This window comes from Prolinoborus fasciculus (genome assembly GCF_056724605.1).
The window spans coordinates 1-16173 of sequence record NZ_JBWZQN010000071.1 but is presented as its reverse complement, the minus strand read 5'-3'; the positions used below and the strand labels follow the sequence as shown (position 1 = coordinate 16173).

The 16173-nt window shown below is 39.4% G+C and carries 15 protein-coding genes and 4 pseudogenes; 15 read left to right on the top strand and 4 right to left on the bottom strand.

The features are described 5' to 3' along the window. Positions 1–122: 122 nt before the first annotated feature. A pseudogene (locus AC1P5O_RS14435) lies at positions 123–521 on the bottom strand (IS1 family transposase); the annotation flags it as partial. A 137-nt stretch (positions 522–658) separates the two neighbouring features. On the opposite strand from AC1P5O_RS14435, the gene AC1P5O_RS14430 reads away from it, so the two are divergent. The 4 genes from AC1P5O_RS14430 (at position 659) to AC1P5O_RS14415 (ending at position 5024) form a co-directional block, all read left to right on the top strand. Continuing rightward, positions 659–2626 carry an AI-2E family transporter gene (locus tag AC1P5O_RS14430; protein WP_004782579.1) on the top strand — a complete coding sequence of 656 codons (1968 nt, stop codon included), beginning with the start codon at positions 659–661 and terminating at the stop codon, positions 2624–2626. Positions 2627–2907: 281 nt separating this feature from the next. Then, positions 2908–4005, top strand: a complete 1098-nt coding sequence (locus AC1P5O_RS14425) for a catalase family protein (protein ID WP_004782578.1) — start codon at positions 2908–2910, stop codon at positions 4003–4005. A gap of 213 nt (positions 4006–4218) precedes the next feature. Continuing rightward, positions 4219–4665, top strand: a complete 447-nt coding sequence (locus tag AC1P5O_RS14420; RefSeq protein WP_004281784.1) for an SRPBCC family protein — start codon at positions 4219–4221, stop codon at positions 4663–4665. Positions 4666–4676: 11 nt separating this feature from the next. Further along, on the top strand, positions 4677–5024 hold the full coding sequence (locus AC1P5O_RS14415) for a DUF488 domain-containing protein (RefSeq protein WP_103801045.1): 348 nt from the start codon (positions 4677–4679) through the stop codon (positions 5022–5024). A 112-nt stretch (positions 5025–5136) separates the two neighbouring features. Here the strand turns inward: AC1P5O_RS14415 and AC1P5O_RS14410 are convergent, their stop codons facing one another. Then, positions 5137–5838, bottom strand: coding sequence for an IS1 family transposase (locus AC1P5O_RS14410; RefSeq protein ID WP_004282344.1), 702 nt, complete (start codon positions 5836–5838; stop codon positions 5137–5139). A 75-nt stretch (positions 5839–5913) separates the two neighbouring features. Between AC1P5O_RS14410 and AC1P5O_RS14405 the strand changes: the two are divergent. Next, positions 5914–6604, top strand: a pseudogene (locus AC1P5O_RS14405) (integrase core domain-containing protein); the annotation flags it as partial. A 118-nt stretch (positions 6605–6722) separates the two neighbouring features. On the opposite strand, the gene AC1P5O_RS14400 reads toward AC1P5O_RS14405, so the two are convergent. Further along, positions 6723–7154 carry a PPC domain-containing protein gene (locus AC1P5O_RS14400; protein WP_004780041.1) on the bottom strand — a complete coding sequence of 144 codons (432 nt, stop codon included), beginning with the start codon at positions 7152–7154 and terminating at the stop codon, positions 6723–6725. Positions 7155–7453: 299 nt separating this feature from the next. Here AC1P5O_RS14400 and AC1P5O_RS14395 point away from each other — a divergent pair, with 299 nt between their 5' ends. The 4 genes and pseudogenes from AC1P5O_RS14395 to AC1P5O_RS14380 all read left to right on the top strand — a co-directional run bounded on the left by AC1P5O_RS14395 (position 7454) and on the right by AC1P5O_RS14380 (position 10532). After that, positions 7454–8659 carry a tyrosine-type recombinase/integrase gene (locus AC1P5O_RS14395; RefSeq protein WP_004281814.1) on the top strand — a complete coding sequence of 402 codons (1206 nt, stop codon included), beginning with the start codon at positions 7454–7456 and terminating at the stop codon, positions 8657–8659. Between the two features lie 50 nt (positions 8660–8709). Then, positions 8710–8826, top strand: a pseudogene (locus tag AC1P5O_RS14390) (transposase); the annotation flags it as partial. A 27-nt stretch (positions 8827–8853) separates the two neighbouring features. Continuing rightward, positions 8854–8952 (top strand): putative oxygenase MesX, encoded by a 99-nt coding sequence (locus AC1P5O_RS14385; RefSeq protein WP_121980312.1) that lies wholly within the window; start codon positions 8854–8856, stop codon positions 8950–8952. 188 nt (positions 8953–9140) lie between these two features. Continuing rightward, positions 9141–10532 carry a methylenetetrahydrofolate reductase C-terminal domain-containing protein gene (locus AC1P5O_RS14380; protein ID WP_121980310.1) on the top strand — a complete coding sequence of 464 codons (1392 nt, stop codon included), beginning with the start codon at positions 9141–9143 and terminating at the stop codon, positions 10530–10532. On the opposite strand, the gene AC1P5O_RS14375 is transcribed toward AC1P5O_RS14380, so the two are convergent. Then, entirely contained in the window at positions 10529–11197 is a 669-nt protein-coding gene (locus tag AC1P5O_RS14375; RefSeq protein WP_004647714.1) for an epoxyqueuosine reductase QueH, read from the bottom strand. The two genes, AC1P5O_RS14380 and AC1P5O_RS14375, sit on opposite strands and share 4 nt — an antisense overlap. 171 nt (positions 11198–11368) lie before the next feature. Between AC1P5O_RS14375 and AC1P5O_RS14370 the strand changes: the two genes are divergently transcribed. The 6 genes and pseudogenes from AC1P5O_RS14370 to AC1P5O_RS14345 form a co-directional block, all read left to right on the top strand. Beyond that, positions 11369–12400, top strand: coding sequence for an AbiTii domain-containing protein (locus AC1P5O_RS14370; RefSeq protein ID WP_171476945.1), 1032 nt, complete (start codon positions 11369–11371; stop codon positions 12398–12400). Between the two features lie 168 nt (positions 12401–12568). After that, entirely contained in the window at positions 12569–13552 is a 984-nt protein-coding gene (locus AC1P5O_RS14365; protein ID WP_071321316.1) for a putative oxygenase MesX, read from the top strand. A gap of 50 nt (positions 13553–13602) precedes the next feature. Then, complete coding sequence (locus AC1P5O_RS14360; RefSeq protein ID WP_071321315.1) at positions 13603–14646, top strand: methionine synthase; 1044 nt, start codon at positions 13603–13605, stop codon at positions 14644–14646. 88 nt (positions 14647–14734) lie between these two features. Next, positions 14735–15238, top strand: coding sequence for a flavin reductase (locus AC1P5O_RS14355; RefSeq protein ID WP_318270669.1), 504 nt, complete (start codon positions 14735–14737; stop codon positions 15236–15238). Between the two features lie 42 nt (positions 15239–15280). Beyond that, positions 15281–15853, top strand: a complete 573-nt coding sequence (locus AC1P5O_RS14350; protein ID WP_004281799.1) for a sulfite exporter TauE/SafE family protein — start codon at positions 15281–15283, stop codon at positions 15851–15853. 41 nt (positions 15854–15894) lie between these two features. After that, a pseudogene (locus AC1P5O_RS14345) lies at positions 15895–16173 on the top strand (transposase); the annotation flags it as partial.

The following is a 16173-nucleotide window of genomic DNA, read 5'->3' as shown; positions in this document are numbered from 1 at the left end:
TCGTTTGAAGGATAAAAAAAGAATTGGGATTCAGCCGCAGGTTGAAACTTAATACGAGATCAAAGGGGTCAATTTTACTTCGCCATTTTTAAGGTAAAAGGGGTCAATTTTAAAATGCCGTTGACAATTTCACCTGTTTCTCGATGATAGGCATAAATTAGCCATTGTTTATTTTGCTTATGACCAACAAAAGTCCAAAACTCATCTACTTCAAGGGTTTCATAATGACTTTGCTGTGCTCGAAGTTGATATTTTGATTGGCTAAGTGTCCGTAGAACTTTACCGATACTTACTCTTTCAATTTCTGCTATATCCCTGACACCACTGCCTCGCACCATGAGGTGTAATATTTTGGTTTTGATACCTGAGTGACAGCCTTGATAACTGAGAGCATGATCACCAATAAATTGACGTCTGCATATTTTACATTGGTAATTTTGCTTACCATCTACTTTTGTGCCATTTTTCTTTATACTGTCACTTAGGCAGGCTGGACACTTGATTTCTAGAGTTATTCGCATTTCTCTATTTTATCAAAATCCAACCTGCTTTTTTTCAGCATACTTTTTGAAACACCACCAAAAGTTTTACTTCTGGGCCGAGTGTATGGGACGGCGCCATCACGACCATTGATACGGTAGAAAGTTCGATATAGGACGTGACTCCAGTTGAACAAACCCAGGGGGTGCAGCAGGTGCAGGTGGTTGGGCAGCAAGCCAGTACCACTGAAACGGCAATGCAGTGGGGCGCGAGGATCTTTCATCCCTTGGCCACAGTCGGGATTGTTTTTCTGTTTGTGGTACTGATTTTACTCAGTCGCAAAGACTTGCATGACCGTTTGTTGAAATTGCTGGGCGGCAATTTAAACGTCGGTACAGATGCACTGGATGATGCCGCAGACCGGATTGGAACCTATTTGCGGATGCAGTTGTTGGTGAATGTCACTTTCGGTATTCCCATGGCGGTGGGCTTATGGCTGATTGGTGTGCCTGCTGCGATTATGTGGGGAATTGTCGCGATCGGAATGCGCTTTTTACCCTATGTCGGGCCCATGATCTCGGCCTTATTTCCCATTACCTTGGCATTTGCGGTTGATCCGGGCTGGAATATGGTGCTCTGGACCATTGGGCTGATTCTGTTACTCGAGCTGATTAGTAACAATGTGATTGAACCGTGGTTGTATGGCGAAAGTACCGGTCTTTCCACTTTGGCGATTATTCTTGCGGCGACATTCTGGACTACGCTATGGGGGGCTGCTGGACTGATTCTCTCGACGCCATTGACGGCGTGTTTATTGGTATTGGCTCACTATATTCCGGCATTGGGATTTATCAAAACCCTGATTGGTAGCGAACCGGTACTGACGCCACCGGAACGCTTTTACCAGCGCCTGGTTGCCGATGAAGTAGAGGATGCCCTTGAAGTTGCCCAGGATTATATTCAACAGAAATTGCCGAAAAAGCCCAGTGAGGAAGTCGTCGTTCGTAAGGTCAATGCCTTTTATGACGACGTTGCCATTCCCGCCATTCGTTTGTTTTCGCAAGGACATAGTACCGAAGCCAGTGCCGAGCACCGTTTAAGAATGCATCAGGGCTTAAAGTTGTTTAATCATGATTTCCAGCAAAAGTACCCAGCTCCAAATACAGCTGGTCCTGCGCAAGTGGTGTGCTTGGGGGCGCGTTGGGAAATTGATGTATGGGCATCTTCCATGTTGGCCCATGGTTTAAACTTAAGAAAAATTGCCGCGCAAAGCCATAATGAAGTACTGATTCAATCAAAAATGGATGTGCTTGAATCCTTGCCAGAAAATACTCAGATGCTTTGCATTTCCATGTTTTATCGGCAGCCTTTGGCACAAATTCGCTTGTTGAATCATCGCATCCGTAAACGTCTGCCGAATATTAAAATTATTTTTGCCACCTGGGGCAATGTCAGCGATGAATTGCGGGACGAGATTCAAAACCGTTTTCAACCGGATGCCGTGGTATCCACGGTGAATGAATTGATGCTGAGCATTGATGCGCTGATGCTACAACAAGGTAAAAATCCTGCACGTGAATTGCTTGCGGAAAATGAACCGGAACGTTTGGCGGCCTTGCATGAACTGCAATTGCTTCAACCTGAAACTTTACTGATTTATCAGCAGTATATTGAAGAAGCCTGCCAGGCATTTAACGTGAAATATGCGCAAATTTCCCTGGTTGATGAAAAATGGGTGAATACCCCAGCCAGCCCGCTGGCAGATGAAAATCAAAATCCGATAGAGGCACGCATTCCCCGGGAAGAATCCATTTGTACCCATCTGGTTCATCAGAATGAAGCACTGATTATTGAGGATATAGACCGAGATCCGCGTTTTACCCATAACCCGGAGTTAAACAGAAATAAAATCAAATTTTATGCCGGTGTACCTTTACGTACTAAACAAGGTCTGGTGTTAGGCAGCTTTTGTGTTCTGGATAAGCAAATTCGGCAGATGAGCGAAGATGATCTGGTGTTATTAAACCAGCTTGCAGACGATTTAATTCAGACACTGACGAGTGACAAGGCGCAAACCCAAAAGCTAGAGGAAATTGCCAAGTTACAACAAGCCAAGGGTGGCTCTCTTCAGGATTTTTTAAGCTAAAAAAAGGCTAAAAGCGAAAACAAAACTCATCTTCCTGGAAAATGAGCTGGATCTCCCGACGAAGCATAAGCATGAAACTTGCAAAGTTAAATCACTTTTCAATTTTTGACGTGCTCTATTTTTTCACCTCATCGGTCTTTGACTCGGTCTGCATGTCGTATTTACCAAAGACCCTCAAAGCATTAACCAATGAATTAACTTGTAAAGCGAACTCCTTGTTAGATTAATACAAAAAATTCAGTGCAATTGATCCATATTCAAAAAATCAAAAGGAAGCAAGTATGAGTGCGAATTATGTGAACTATCGTCCCGAAGTAGAGCAAAAACAGGAAAATGAAGAAGAGGATATTCTGCATATTACAGAACAGATGGCACAGACCAATAACCAGGTTTTTGACCGGCACCGTCATGCGGTTCGTGATGCACATGCAAAATCCCATGGTTTCTTAAAAGGCATTTTGACCGTTCCTGAAAATTTGCCGGCTCATTTGGCTCAAGGGATTTTTGCTCATCCGGGCTATTATGACGTGATGGTACGTCTATCGGCTGCGCCCGGCGATCTGCATAGCGATAAAACTCCGGCTCCGCATGGTTTCGCCCTTAAAATTTTAAATGTGCCGGGACAGCGCTTATTGCCGAATGATCCAAGCGATGGTCATCATCAGGATTTTCTGATGGTCAATATTCCGGTGCTGACTTTTGGAACAGTGCGTAAATATAAGCAAATGCTGCCTTTTATTACGGAAGCAGAACAGGCGCCTGAACCGGTTATGCGTAGCTTGCGTCAGGTGATGCGCGGCGTAGATTATCTGGTAAATCGCGCAGGCTTTCCCGCACCTGCAAGCTTAAAAGGTCTGGCGCGTAGCCAGCATCATGTATTGGGCGAAACCTATCATAGTATGGCAGCGCTTCGTTATGGCGATTATATTGCCAAAATCAGTGTCGCACCCGAATCTGACTCGGTGAAGAAACTCACCGGTATCCAGATGCAAATCAATGATGATTCCGCTATTCGTGACATCGTCCGGGATTTCTTTCAGAAGAATACGGCAGATTATGTGATTCGTGCGCAGCTATGTACCGATTTGAGGACTATGCCCGTCGAGGATGCGGCTGTGCTGTGGAAAGAACAGGAATCACCGCATCAGGTCATTGGTCATTTGCACTTTCCCCAACAGGATACTTTCAGTCCGGCACGTCGGGTGTATTCCGATGACGTGCTGTCTTTTAACCCTTGGCATGGCGTGACAGAACATCAGCCATTGGGTTCCATTATGCGGGTGCGTATGCAGGCATATGAACGTTCATCGTCTTTTAGGCATCGCATGAATACCCAGCCGCGTACAGAACCGCATCAGATTGATGACATGCCGGATTAAGGGGTTTATGTTCGGATGCCAGAATTAAATTAAAGCTATCTGCTTGAGCACAGCTGTTTTTAATGTAGAAATATTCTGGAAGCTGTTGAGCATTTTTCAGTAGAGCTAAATGCAGTGAAAATCCACTCTGAATGTCATACCAAAGCCATACAGAGCCAGGAATCAACAGCAGTAGACTTAAGCACACAAAACAACAAAAAGTGAGAAAAACAAATGCCCAGTACAGTCAAACTTCACCGTGTATTCACTGCACCCCCAGAACGGGTGTTTAGAGCCTTTACAGATCCTGATGCCTTGGTGAAATGGATGGCGCCGCATGGTTTTACCGCCAAAGTCCATCATCTTGATGCGAAAGTGGGAGGCAGCTATAAAATGTCCTTTAGCAATTTTACCACCGGTACCAGCCAGTCTTTTGGCGGAACCTATCATGAAATTATGCCTAACCAGTTGTTGCGCTATACCGACCAGTTCGACGACCCAAACTTACCCGGTCAAATTGACGTCACGATTCAGCTCCACCCGGTTTTTGTGGGCACGGAAGTGCATATCACCCAATCGGGTATTCCAGATGTGATTCCGGCAGAGGCCTGTTATCTGGGATGGCAGGAATCCTTGCAATTGCTGACTTTATTGGTCAATGCCGAAATTCCAGATCAATAAATAGATGACCCATGCAAATTCAAATCAAGCGTGCCTATGCCGAAGTTTTAGCGTCAGATGGTAAACGGATTCTGGTCGATCGACTTTGGCCCAGAGGCATCAAAAAGCAGGATGCTCAAATTGATATGTGGCCCAATGAAATCACGCCCTCGACTGAACTGCGCAAATGGTACGCGCAGGATCCTGAACATTGGGAGATATTTCAACAGCGCTATACAGCGGAACTTGTTCAGCAAGCCAAGACATTGCAGCAAATTCGGAAGATCGCTGAGCAGGAACAAGTCACTTTAATTACTGCAGCCAAGAGCATAGATTATAACCATGTGATTGTACTGAAACAGCTTTTGGAACAAGGCTGATCTTTATCTTGTCTGCTTTTATTCCATGGAATAAGTAGGGTTTTAAGCAAGAGATTGACTTGTAAAATGCTATAGTAGAGTTTTTGGTGGTGTTTTAAAAAGTATGCTGACATTAAATGAAGCCATTATTGATGTAAAAGAAGGTTAAGTCAAAGGCTTTAAAATGGTTTTCAAGCTTTTTGGAGAAATTACAACTTCTTCTAAAACCACGCCTTATTCGATGCCTTATTTTGCAATTATTACCTTCAATTCCTACAGTAAAAAACTTACCAATACTTTGCTTGCAGTTTTTAAAAGCAGTGATGAAACTATCCCAATGATCACTTGCAATTCGGGTGTAGTGAATACCTAATTGTTTAAGCTTTGTCTTCAACCTTTGGACTGTAGCTAAATCTCTCTTACCCCAAACATAAGCAACAATCTCACCTGTTTCTCGATGGTAGGCGTAAATAAGCCATTGTTTATTATTTTTATTTCCAACAAAAGTCCAGAATTCATCTACTTCGAGAGATTCATAATGACTTTGTTTAGGCTGAATTTGATAGGCCGATTCAGTTAAAGTCCGTAAGACTTTACCGATACTAATGCGCTCAACTTCAGCGATATCTCGTATACCGCTGCCTCTGACCATTAACTGTAATATTTTACGAGTAATGCCAGAATTACATCCTAGATAGCTCAGAGCATGGTCACCAATAAACTGACGTTTGCAGTCTTTGCATTGGTAGTTTTGTTTCCCATCTACTTTGATGCCATTTTTCTTTATACTGTCACTGAGGCAGGTTGGACATTTGATTTCTAGAGTTATTTGCATTTCTCTATTTTATCAAAATTCAACCTGCTTTTTTTTAGCATACTTTTTGATACACCACCTAATATTGAAAATGCGCTGCACGGAGTTTCGTTGTCCTTGGCGACTATCCATAAAGTACTATCCACCCATTAAGTCAAACCGATTAAAAAATTCCGTCGTAAAGTAGATTACATTTGTTATGAATGTCCATTACCAGGCGATAGAATTCAAATGGATACCTGTAAACTGGGTCCCTGGACTATATCAGTACACATCTATCGATGACTGCACACGATATCGCGTTTTAAGGATATATAAACGCCGAACAGCTGCGATACACTCGACCTTTTAACTGTGTAATTGAAGAAATGCCTTTTCCCATACAGCGAATACAGACCGATCGTGGACGAGAATTCTTTGCTGAAAAAGTACAGAAAAAATGATGCAGTATGGAATCAAATTTAGGCCAAATAAACCGGGTTCACCTCATCTGAATGGCAAGGTAGAGCGCTCACAAAAGACTGATAAATCTGAGTTCTACGCTACTGTAGATATCGATTCAGAGGAAATTCAGAGTAAACTGGCAGAATGGCAGCATTACTATAACTGGATGAGACCACATTCAGCTTTGAAAGATAAAATACCGATGGAAAGGTACTTTGAATTATGTGAAGAAACTCCTTTCTTAGATGAAGTCCAGAAGCAATACGACCCCTCAAATGAACGGATTCAACATGCCAATTACAAGATGTATTTAGAGATTGCTAAATTGAAACGATCTTTATGAATTACGTATCTATATCATTTTTACTAATATAAAAACATATGAATAAAAATCACGCCCCGTTTAACTGGCAATAGTTTTTGAACCCTGGTATAAAAGCTTAAAAAAATCTAGCAAGTCTTTATTTAATGTCAATACTCATCCAGTATTGAGGTTTTTTATCTTTTCTTGCCTGTGATCTAGGTTGTAATACTCTAATTTCATACTCACCTGAAGCAGGTAAAATATAAATACCATTATCATCAAGCTCTGGAGAATATTCTCCAAGATTGATGGAGTCTTTTAATTGATTACCCCATAAGTAAGCTTCAACATTTCCTCCAGTCAACTTCACTTTTAACTTTTGCCCTTTTTTAGCATAAAATTTGTAGGAATCATACTTGTATCCATCTATCCTTCCGTAATAATTTGCAGAGTAAGCTTTTTTAGCAAACTTAACTACAATAGTCTTTCGTATATCATTGTTATCATTTGCAAGTACGACAGGGCTAACTATAGTTAAAGTTAGGGCTATCAAAGCGCCAGCTAGTAATTTCGTATTCGCTATTTCCATAAGGTTACCCTAATTCTTGTATCGCTCCTGACATAATAATATAACTAATAAGTAACCATGAATCATAGAGCAGAAATGTGAATAGTCATAACATGGGGTTACACTTCAAATGCCAATTTAAGACTTGCAAAATTAATGGTTAATTAATTGGTTACTAAGGACTAGCCAATCTAAATATAAATTTTATTTAACAATTACTTATAGAAATATGTGATGCGTATGATACGCATCATATGAATATCGCTTAAATTTGCTATAATTCAATTGAGCAGTGCCATTTGTGGTTAGGTTAAAAATTCATGAGTCTTACTGAAATTAAGGTACGTCAAGCTAAATCAAAGGAAAAAATCTATTTTCTGGCAGATGATGACGGCTTAAGTTTGAAGGTAGAACCAAACGGACGTAAATCTTGGAGTTACCGCTATTCACTTGCAGGGACAAATAAACGTCCTCGCATGAAGTTGGGTGAATATCCTGTAATGTCCTTGAAAGAGGCCAGATCAGTCCGGGATGAATATAAATTTAATAATTATGAAAATAAACCACTGCATAAAAAATACATCAAAACTTTTCAGGATATTTGTGAAGAGTGGTTAGAATTTAAAATTAAAAATTCCTTTGAAGATGAACCACGATGCGGTGTAATTCAGCTCGCAAAAAAATGTTTAGATCAGGATGTTTATCCAAATATTGGACTAATGCCATTTATTGAAATTAAAAGATATGATCTAGTTAAGATTATTAAAAAGATAGAATCTAGAAATGTAAAAGAACCTGTAAAGAAAGCCTATAGTTATTTAAATCAGATTTATGATTATGCGGTAGCGATGGGGTATTGTGAATATAATATTGCACATGGACTTCATAAAATATTAGTCAACAATAAGATTAAGAAAAACTATCCTCATTTGAATTCAGATGAACTATCTAATTTCTTAGCTAAATTAAATCAGATTAATACAGATCCTATTATTAAAAAAGCCCTGTTATTTAAATTATATACAGGCGTCCGTGGTGGAGAATTATTGCTTTGTGAACCACATCACTTCGATCTAGATAAAAAAATATGGAAAATACCAGCCTTACATATTAAACAATATAGAAGAAAGGTTATTTTAGGTCATGATATCCCTGATTTTTTTGTTCCACTATCTGATCAAGCACTTGAAGTTGTGAAATCAGCACTCGTTTGGTCTCATGGCGAGAAATATGTGTTTTCTAGCCCCCGAAATAATAATAAACCTATTCATTTTAATACCCTGAACTTGATTATCAGAAAAATGGGATATACTAAAAATGAATTAACTTCTCATGGGTTACGATCGACATTTAGTACCATATTAAATGAATCCGGTTTATTTCAATCAAATTGGATTGAAGCACAGCTATCTCATACTGATAAAAATAAAACCCGTGCAAGTTATAATCATGCAGAATATTTTAATCAGCGTATGGAAATGATGCAATGGTGGGGTGATTTTATTGATAGTTGTACTGTAAATTAATGGTTATGAAATCCAAGTTTTAATTAGAATAGGCTTTGTTGCACAAACCTATTCACCGCCATAAATCATTATCTAAAATTGCATCTCGTGGTAAAAGCTCAATGGGCCGGTTCTATGGCTATAAATTACATGTTGTGATGAATCAACTTAGAGAAATAGTCTGTTCACAATGATGATTTCTCTTAACTCGTAAAATTTATGACGGTGTTGAACGTGTTCAATTGAATCTTAAGCAAGGTAAATGGACAGAAGAGAACTTCATTAAGCCGTATCAAAATATTCTTGAAGAATAGGCATTTCATTTCACATTAGAGCGAGAATCTCATGAGAAAGTTGCCTGATTGAATGTAGTGAATAGATTCATTGCATAATTGTTGACTAAAATTTTCTATATCAGCCTGATTAAGATTAATCGGGCTGATTCTGTTAGGTCGAATATAATAGCGACCTGCTTCAATCATTTTTATTTGAACTTTATTTTATGTCACAGCTTGCTTCCCATTTTAAGCACAATCAGTTTTGTATTTTGTTGGAATATTTAAGTTCTGCTAAAGGCATTGCTGTACCAATGTCTTTAGCAGAATTTCCATGTGCGATCACTTTGGCAGATCGAGTGCATGCCGATAGTGATTTGGCACCACTTGAATGTGCGAAGACATTTCCTTCATCAATGGAAAAAATCATCCATTATTCAGGGAAAGGTCGGGATATTACTGATTTTGAGACCTTCTTAAAATCAACTCAAGCTTCGGGACAGAAAAATTTACTGCTTCTCACAGGTGATAAGTTAAAAGGGCATACAAATGGTCAAGATGGAACGAATCGCACCCGATATTTAGAGTCTGTAAATGCGGTCATGGCCGCAAAGTGTTATGGTGGATTTCACATTGGTGTAGCTTTTAATCCCTTTAAATATGCTGAAGCTGAACGTGATGCACAATATTTAAAACTTCACAAAAAGATTAAAGCAGGAGCAGACTTTATCGTTACCCAGTTGGGTTACGATATGGAGGCTTTAAAACAAGCCAAGGCTTTTTTAAATCGTCATCGATACCCACAAAATATACTTGCTTGTGTTATGCCACTTAGTTTGGCACGTGCCAATTTTATGGTGAAACATAAGGTCGCAGGAATTGTGATTACACCACACATGTTACGAGTGTTGGCTCAGGAAGAACAGGATGGACGAACTGAGAATGCTTATAAACGTTGTGCTATACAAATATTGATGTGTAAATATTTGAGTTTTGCAGGTGTGCATCTTTCAGCATGCCATAAGCCTGAAGAGCAAAAGCTTTTAGAAAAATATATTGAACAATATCGACATTATGGTTTACAGGAACTCGAAGCACTCTGGAATGCACTGTGGCAAGTGAAGACTAAAAATGAACTCGTGCCAGAATTAGCTTATTATTCCCGCCAACTATCCTCTAGCCAGCTTATTAAATATCAGCAATTGCATTTCATGCACAAGGCTCTATTTGAGTCCAAAATTGCCAAAGGTGTGGGGCATTTTATTTTTAAAGCCTCATTCTGGGAAAATGCGCCTGCAGCAAAAGCATTGTTAAAAACTGAATTTATCTCTAAGCAAGGGATCGTGGGTTGTGAAAGTTGTGGTCAATGTAGGTTAGGAGATACTTTATATATTTGCCCTGAAACTTGTCCCAAAGGATTGGCGAATGGTCCTTGTGGTGGTACGACATTGGATCGCTGTGAGTTTGGAGATCGTGAATGCATTCATTCTGTGAAAGCCCAACTTGCCAAAGCCGTGGGACAGACTGACGTTCTAAAAGAAAAACTGATTCCAACTGTACCCATTGAAGTCCGTGGAACCAGTTCCTGGAAAAATTGGTATCTGGCGACTGAAGCTTAGCTTTCATCATCCATGGCATTCGAATAAAATTTCACGCCCAATTTGATGCGATCACGACCTTGGCTCATACGCCAACGGTTGGTATCACGTAAGGAGTATACACAGCCACAATATTCTTGTTGGTAGAATTCTTCCTTCTTGCTGATTTCAAGCATACGAACAGCACCACCATTTTTACGCCAGTTGTAGTCCCAATAGGTGATACCTTCATAATGTGAAGCAGAACGATGCCCACAATCATTGATCTGCTTCATATCTTTCCAACGAGAGATACCCAATGAGCTACTAATTAGGCTGAAGCCATTTTCAGCTGCATAAAGGGCAGTGCGTTCAAAGCGCATATCAAAACACATGGTACAGCGAATACCTTTCTCTGGCTCATTTTCCATGCCTTTGGCACGTGCAAACCAATTGTCTGTATCGTAATCACAGTCAATAAAAGGAATATTATGTTTTTCTGCAAAGCGAATATTTTCTTCCTTACGGATTTCATATTCCTTGACAGGGTGAATATTGGGATTATAAAAAAAGATCGAAAAGTCGATGCCTGATTCAATTAGGGTTTCCATCACTTCACCCGAGCATGGTGCACAGCAGGAGTGAAGCAGAAGCTTGTCGTGACCTGCTGGGAGAGTCAATTTCTGACGTTCAAGTTTGTTTGACATAGTTATATGGGTTTAAATCTAAACCCTATATTTTAACGATTTAATTAGATAGTAAGGATTTGATATACTGATATTTTCTAAGGTTAAGATGAAAGAAATTCACTAATTGAAATTTAATAAGAACTAAAGTATATAAGAGAATAACTACAATAATGCTTTGGAAGCAGAACATTGCAAGTTAATCAAGAGTCATTGAATGAAGCTTTAAAATTAAGTGAAGAAATTATTAGTAATATTGAGTTAAGTACCTCTTCTTTATCTAATTGCGCATTAAAGGCGAGTAGATTGGCAAGATTGCTAAATGAATTCGATTACCAAAGAATTTTTATCTTTGAAAGTAGTGGTTATCCTTCAAGCCCAAATGGTTTAACACCCGATATATGGGACTTATGTAAAAAAGCTGGAGAAGGAAAAACCGTAGAGAAAGCTAAGTTAGGGTCAATCGGAGCGATGGAGATTGAATTGGAAGCAATGAAGGATAGTCTAAAAATTGCACATGATCCTAATGTTTCAATAAGTTCAGCTAATCCGAATCAATTTGTTTCATCAGGTGGCACTAGTAATTTTTTAGAAAGAAAGAGTTTAAGAGATGGTATTAGCACGAACTCTCAATTTCTAACTAAACGACAAGCTTTTGTATGCGAATACGTGTCTAATAAATATTATGAGCTAAAATATTCAAAAATTACGTCAGATATTTTTTCTAGAACAAGAAAGTTTGTAGACGGAAAAATTGGAGATTTAGTACCATTATCAGCACAAAAATTTGCATCTGTTTATGAGAATTTAACGTCCGAAAATTCAGAGGATTGGTCAAATGCTGTTCATAGTTGTAGGCGAATATTACAAGATACTGCTGATGTGATTTATCCTGCTAGAGAGGATAAGACTATTAATTTAGACAATGGTGAAACTAAAATTATTAAATTAGGTGTGGATAATTATATAAATCGAATTATTGCATATGTTGATGAGCAGTCAGACTCTAAAAGATTTGAGGAAATCGTTGGTTCACAGATGAAATATTTGGGCGAGCGGTTAGATGCTATTTTCAAAGCTGCTCAGAAAGGTTCTCATGATATTATTACTTCTAGGCAAGAAGCTGATCGTTATGTTATTTACACATACTTGATAGTTGGAGATTTATTATCTTTGGTAGAGTTGCAAAAAACATTATCAATTTCAGATAAAGATTTTAGATAGCCGCTTAACTTACTGAATAACTAAAAATCCTCAGAATCTTTAATTTATTAAGATGAGTATTTCTCATCTTAAGCTGAATTTATATCGTTTTACTCACTTTCTTATTCACGTTTAAATACAGCCATTCAGAAATTTAGCTTTTTATAAAATTTTTAGGTGGCAATCTCCATGAGTACAGCATTTGAGTGTTCAATTAAACGTATCCGTTTTGATGAAAACTACACGCCAGCAGAAAGCACACGTTTAACCACAAACTTTGCCAATTTGGCACGTGGGGAAAGCCGTGAAGAAAACTTGCGTCGTACCCTTGCGATGATCAACAACCGTTTTAATAGCTTGGCAACCGTTGATAACCCGAAAGGTGATCGCTATTCACTTGAGATTGACATTATTTCTGCGGAAATTGATATTGAAGGTAATGGTCAAACTTTCCCATTTATTGAAACACTTAAAAGTGTTGTGATTGACCATCAAACAGGTGAGCGTATTGAAGGCATGATCGGCAATAGCTTCTCATCTTATGTGCGTGATTACGACTTCAGCGTGGTATTGCCACAATTGGGTTGTGGTGTAGGTGAAAAACCTGAAGATTTTGGCAATCTACATGGCAAGCTTTATCAACATTTAGTCAATTCAGATGTATTTAAAGCAGAATTTAAAAAACAACCTGTCATTTGCTTAAGCGTTTCAACCTCTAAAACGTATTTCCGTACAGCTAACGTACATCCTATTTTGGGTGTGGAATACAAAAATGATGAATATTCACGTACCGATGAATATTTTGCCAAAATGGGTTTACGTGTACGCTACTTTAAACCAGAAGGTGGTAATGCACCATTAGCATTCTATTTCGCTGGCGATTTAGTCCGTGATTATACTGATTTTGAATTGATCAGTGCTATTGCGACCATGGAAAGTTTCCAACGGATCTATCGTCCTGAAATTTACAACACCAACTCTCCTGCAGGTGTGGTGTATCAACCAAGTCTAAGCTATGGCGATTATTCACTTACACGTGTGGTCTATGACCGTGTGGAACGTGGTGAGCTTGCAGTTAAACAAGGTAAATGGACGGAAGAAAACTTCATTAAGCCTTATCAAGACATTTTAAATGAATGGGCTGTAAATTTCGAAGTCGAAACAGCTGCTTAATCCATTAAATTGATAAACAGATTTACGAATTTAGACAAAGAAGATTAGACATGGCGCTTACACAACCGAAACTTTTACTCCCAACTTCAACTGCGGGTAGCTTGCCAAAACCGTCTTGGTTAGCTGAACCTGAAAAATTATGGTCTGCATGGAAGCTTGAAGGCGAAGAATTATTAGAAGCTAAACGTGATGCTTTGAAATTATCATTACATGAGCAAGTCACTGCGGGTATCGATATCGTGAGTGATGGCGAGCAAACCCGTCAGCATTTCGTGACCACCTTTATTGAGCATCTTGAAGGTGTGGATTTCGAAAAGCGTGAAACGATGCGTATTCGTAATCGTTATGATGCGAGTGTACCTTCTGTTGTGGGTGATGTTTCTCGTAAAAAAGCCGTGTTTGTAGACGATGCGAAATTCTTACGTAGCCAAACCAATCAGCCAATTAAATGGGCGTTGCCTGGTCCAATGACCATGATTGATACACTTTTTGACGGACACTACAAGAGCCGTGAAAAACTGGCTTGGGAATTTGCCAAAATTTTGAACCAAGAAGCTTTAGAACTTGAAGCAGCAGGCGTAGACATTATCCAATTTGATGAACCTGCGTTTAACGTATTCTTTGATGAAGTAAATGACTGGGGTGTACCAACCTTAGAACGTGCACTTGAAGGTCTAAAATGTGAAACTGCAGTTCATATTTGCTATGGTTACGGCATTAAAGCCAATACAGATTGGAAACAAACTTTAGGTAATGAATGGCGTCAATACGAAGAGTCATTCCCGAAACTACAACAATCTAAGCTCGATATTATTTCACTTGAATGCCAAAACTCACGTGTACCAATGGATTTAATCGAATTGATCCGTGGTAAGAAAGTGATGGTGGGTGCAATTGATGTGGCAACCACTCAAGTGGAAACTGCAGAGGAAGTAGCAAATACGCTACGCAAAGCATTGCAATTTGTTGATGCAGATAAACTGTATCCTTCAACTAACTGTGGTATGACACCGCTATCTCGTCAAGTTGCACGTGGCAAACTTGAAGCTTTAAGCGCAGGTGCTGCCATTGTTCGTAAAGAGCTAGAAGCTTAATCAAACGTAGTCTCGTGCGAAGCAGAACAAATTATCACAAGAACATTTGTTCTGCTTTATGCATGAGCACGTGATATGTACATTTGAGATGAAAGAGATGATTGAAGCAACAGACTTTAGAAATGCAATGTCCTTACTCACCACAGCAGTGAATGTTATTACGACTGCGGGTGAAGCAGGTATGCATGGATTTACCGCATCTGCCGTATGTAGCGTGACGGATACACCGCCAACGTTATTAGTCTGTATGAATCAATCCTCCCGTTCACATGCCCATTTTGTTGAAAATAAAGTCTTGGCGGTCAATGTGCTGAGTACACAGCATGAGCAAATTTCTAACGCATTTGCTTCAAGTAAGTTTAGCTCAGAAGATCGTTTCAAACTAGGTGATTGGAGCACGTTAGAAACAAGCTCGCCGATTTTGGAAGATGCATTAGTCAGTTTTGACTGTGAGATTCAAGATATTCAGCAAGTCGGTACACACAGTGTTTTCATGTGTCGTGTTCTTAAAGTTCAACAAAGCGATCAAGAAGAAAGTCTGGTGTATTTTAACCGTGCTTATCATCAAGTGGGTCAGTTGGAACACGCTTAACTCAATGCCTTAATTCTTTTATCTTTTTAAAGTTAGTTTATTGTGGAACTTATAACCTTTTTAGTCATTGGCGCTTTTGCTGGTTTTGCAGCAGGGCTGTTTGGTGTCGGCGGTGGTACGATTATTGTACCACTGCTTTTTATTGTCTTTACCCAAATGGGCTATGACCCCGATGTGGTTATGCACCTCGCATTAGGCACGTCTTTGGCAACCATTGTTGTAACCTCGATTAGCTCATTGATGGCGCATCATAAAACTGGTGCTGTGATTTGGCCTGTTTTTAAAAATCTAGCGCCACCTATGGCGATTGGTTGTTTTTTTGGGGCAGGTATTGCTGGTTTGATATCAGGATTACATCTACAAATCATTGTTGGCTTATTTCTGATTTGGGTCGCATATACGATGTTTACAGGTGCCAAAAAAGCAATTGACCCAACGAAAACGTTACCCTCATCAGGTCAACAAGTTGCTGCAGGTAGTGTGATTGGGGTTGCATCAGCAATCTTTGGTATTGGTGGTGGAAGTCTGACGGTTCCATATCTGAATCGCTATGGTGTGGTCATGCAGAAGGCTGAACCGTACCGGGTTTGTCGGAGAGTCAATATTCTGAGATGAGAAGCATTGCTTCGCAAGACGTAGCGAAGCGTAGTGTCCCGATGACAAAATTAAAATATACCCCTGAAATCAGAGAAAGAGCGGTTCAATTATTGATTGAATCTGAAAAAGATTATCCTTCTACTTGGGCTGCGATCACAGCTATTGCTCCCTGAGCAGTATACTGCGCAAGGGTTGTACTCCTGAAACACTACGTGCCTGGCATCAAAAGCATTTAGATCAGCAAAATCCTATTAAAGTACAACAGATATCTGATCAAGAAAAAATGAAGCAAATGGAACGTGAAATTAAAGAATTAAAGCGTGCCAATGAAATTCTAC

Coding starts and splice junctions, on each gene's coding strand:
- AC1P5O_RS14425 (WP_004782578.1), top strand. CDS start 2,908: ATGAGTGCGAATTATGTGAACTATCGTCCCGAAGTAGAGCAAAAACAG.
- AC1P5O_RS14420 (WP_004281784.1), top strand. CDS start 4,219: ATGCCCAGTACAGTCAAACTTCACCGTGTATTCACTGCACCCCCAGAA.
- AC1P5O_RS14415 (WP_103801045.1), top strand. CDS start 4,677: ATGCAAATTCAAATCAAGCGTGCCTATGCCGAAGTTTTAGCGTCAGAT.
- AC1P5O_RS14410 (WP_004282344.1), bottom strand. CDS start 5,838: ATGCAAATAACTCTAGAAATCAAATGTCCAACCTGCCTCAGTGACAGT.
- AC1P5O_RS14400 (WP_004780041.1), bottom strand. CDS start 7,154: ATGGAAATAGCGAATACGAAATTACTAGCTGGCGCTTTGATAGCCCTA.
- AC1P5O_RS14395 (WP_004281814.1), top strand. CDS start 7,454: ATGAGTCTTACTGAAATTAAGGTACGTCAAGCTAAATCAAAGGAAAAA.
- AC1P5O_RS14380 (WP_121980310.1), top strand. CDS start 9,141: ATGTCACAGCTTGCTTCCCATTTTAAGCACAATCAGTTTTGTATTTTG.
- AC1P5O_RS14375 (WP_004647714.1), bottom strand. CDS start 11,197: ATGTCAAACAAACTTGAACGTCAGAAATTGACTCTCCCAGCAGGTCAC.
- AC1P5O_RS14365 (WP_071321316.1), top strand. CDS start 12,569: ATGAGTACAGCATTTGAGTGTTCAATTAAACGTATCCGTTTTGATGAA.
- AC1P5O_RS14360 (WP_071321315.1), top strand. CDS start 13,603: ATGGCGCTTACACAACCGAAACTTTTACTCCCAACTTCAACTGCGGGT.
- AC1P5O_RS14355 (WP_318270669.1), top strand. CDS start 14,735: ATGAAAGAGATGATTGAAGCAACAGACTTTAGAAATGCAATGTCCTTA.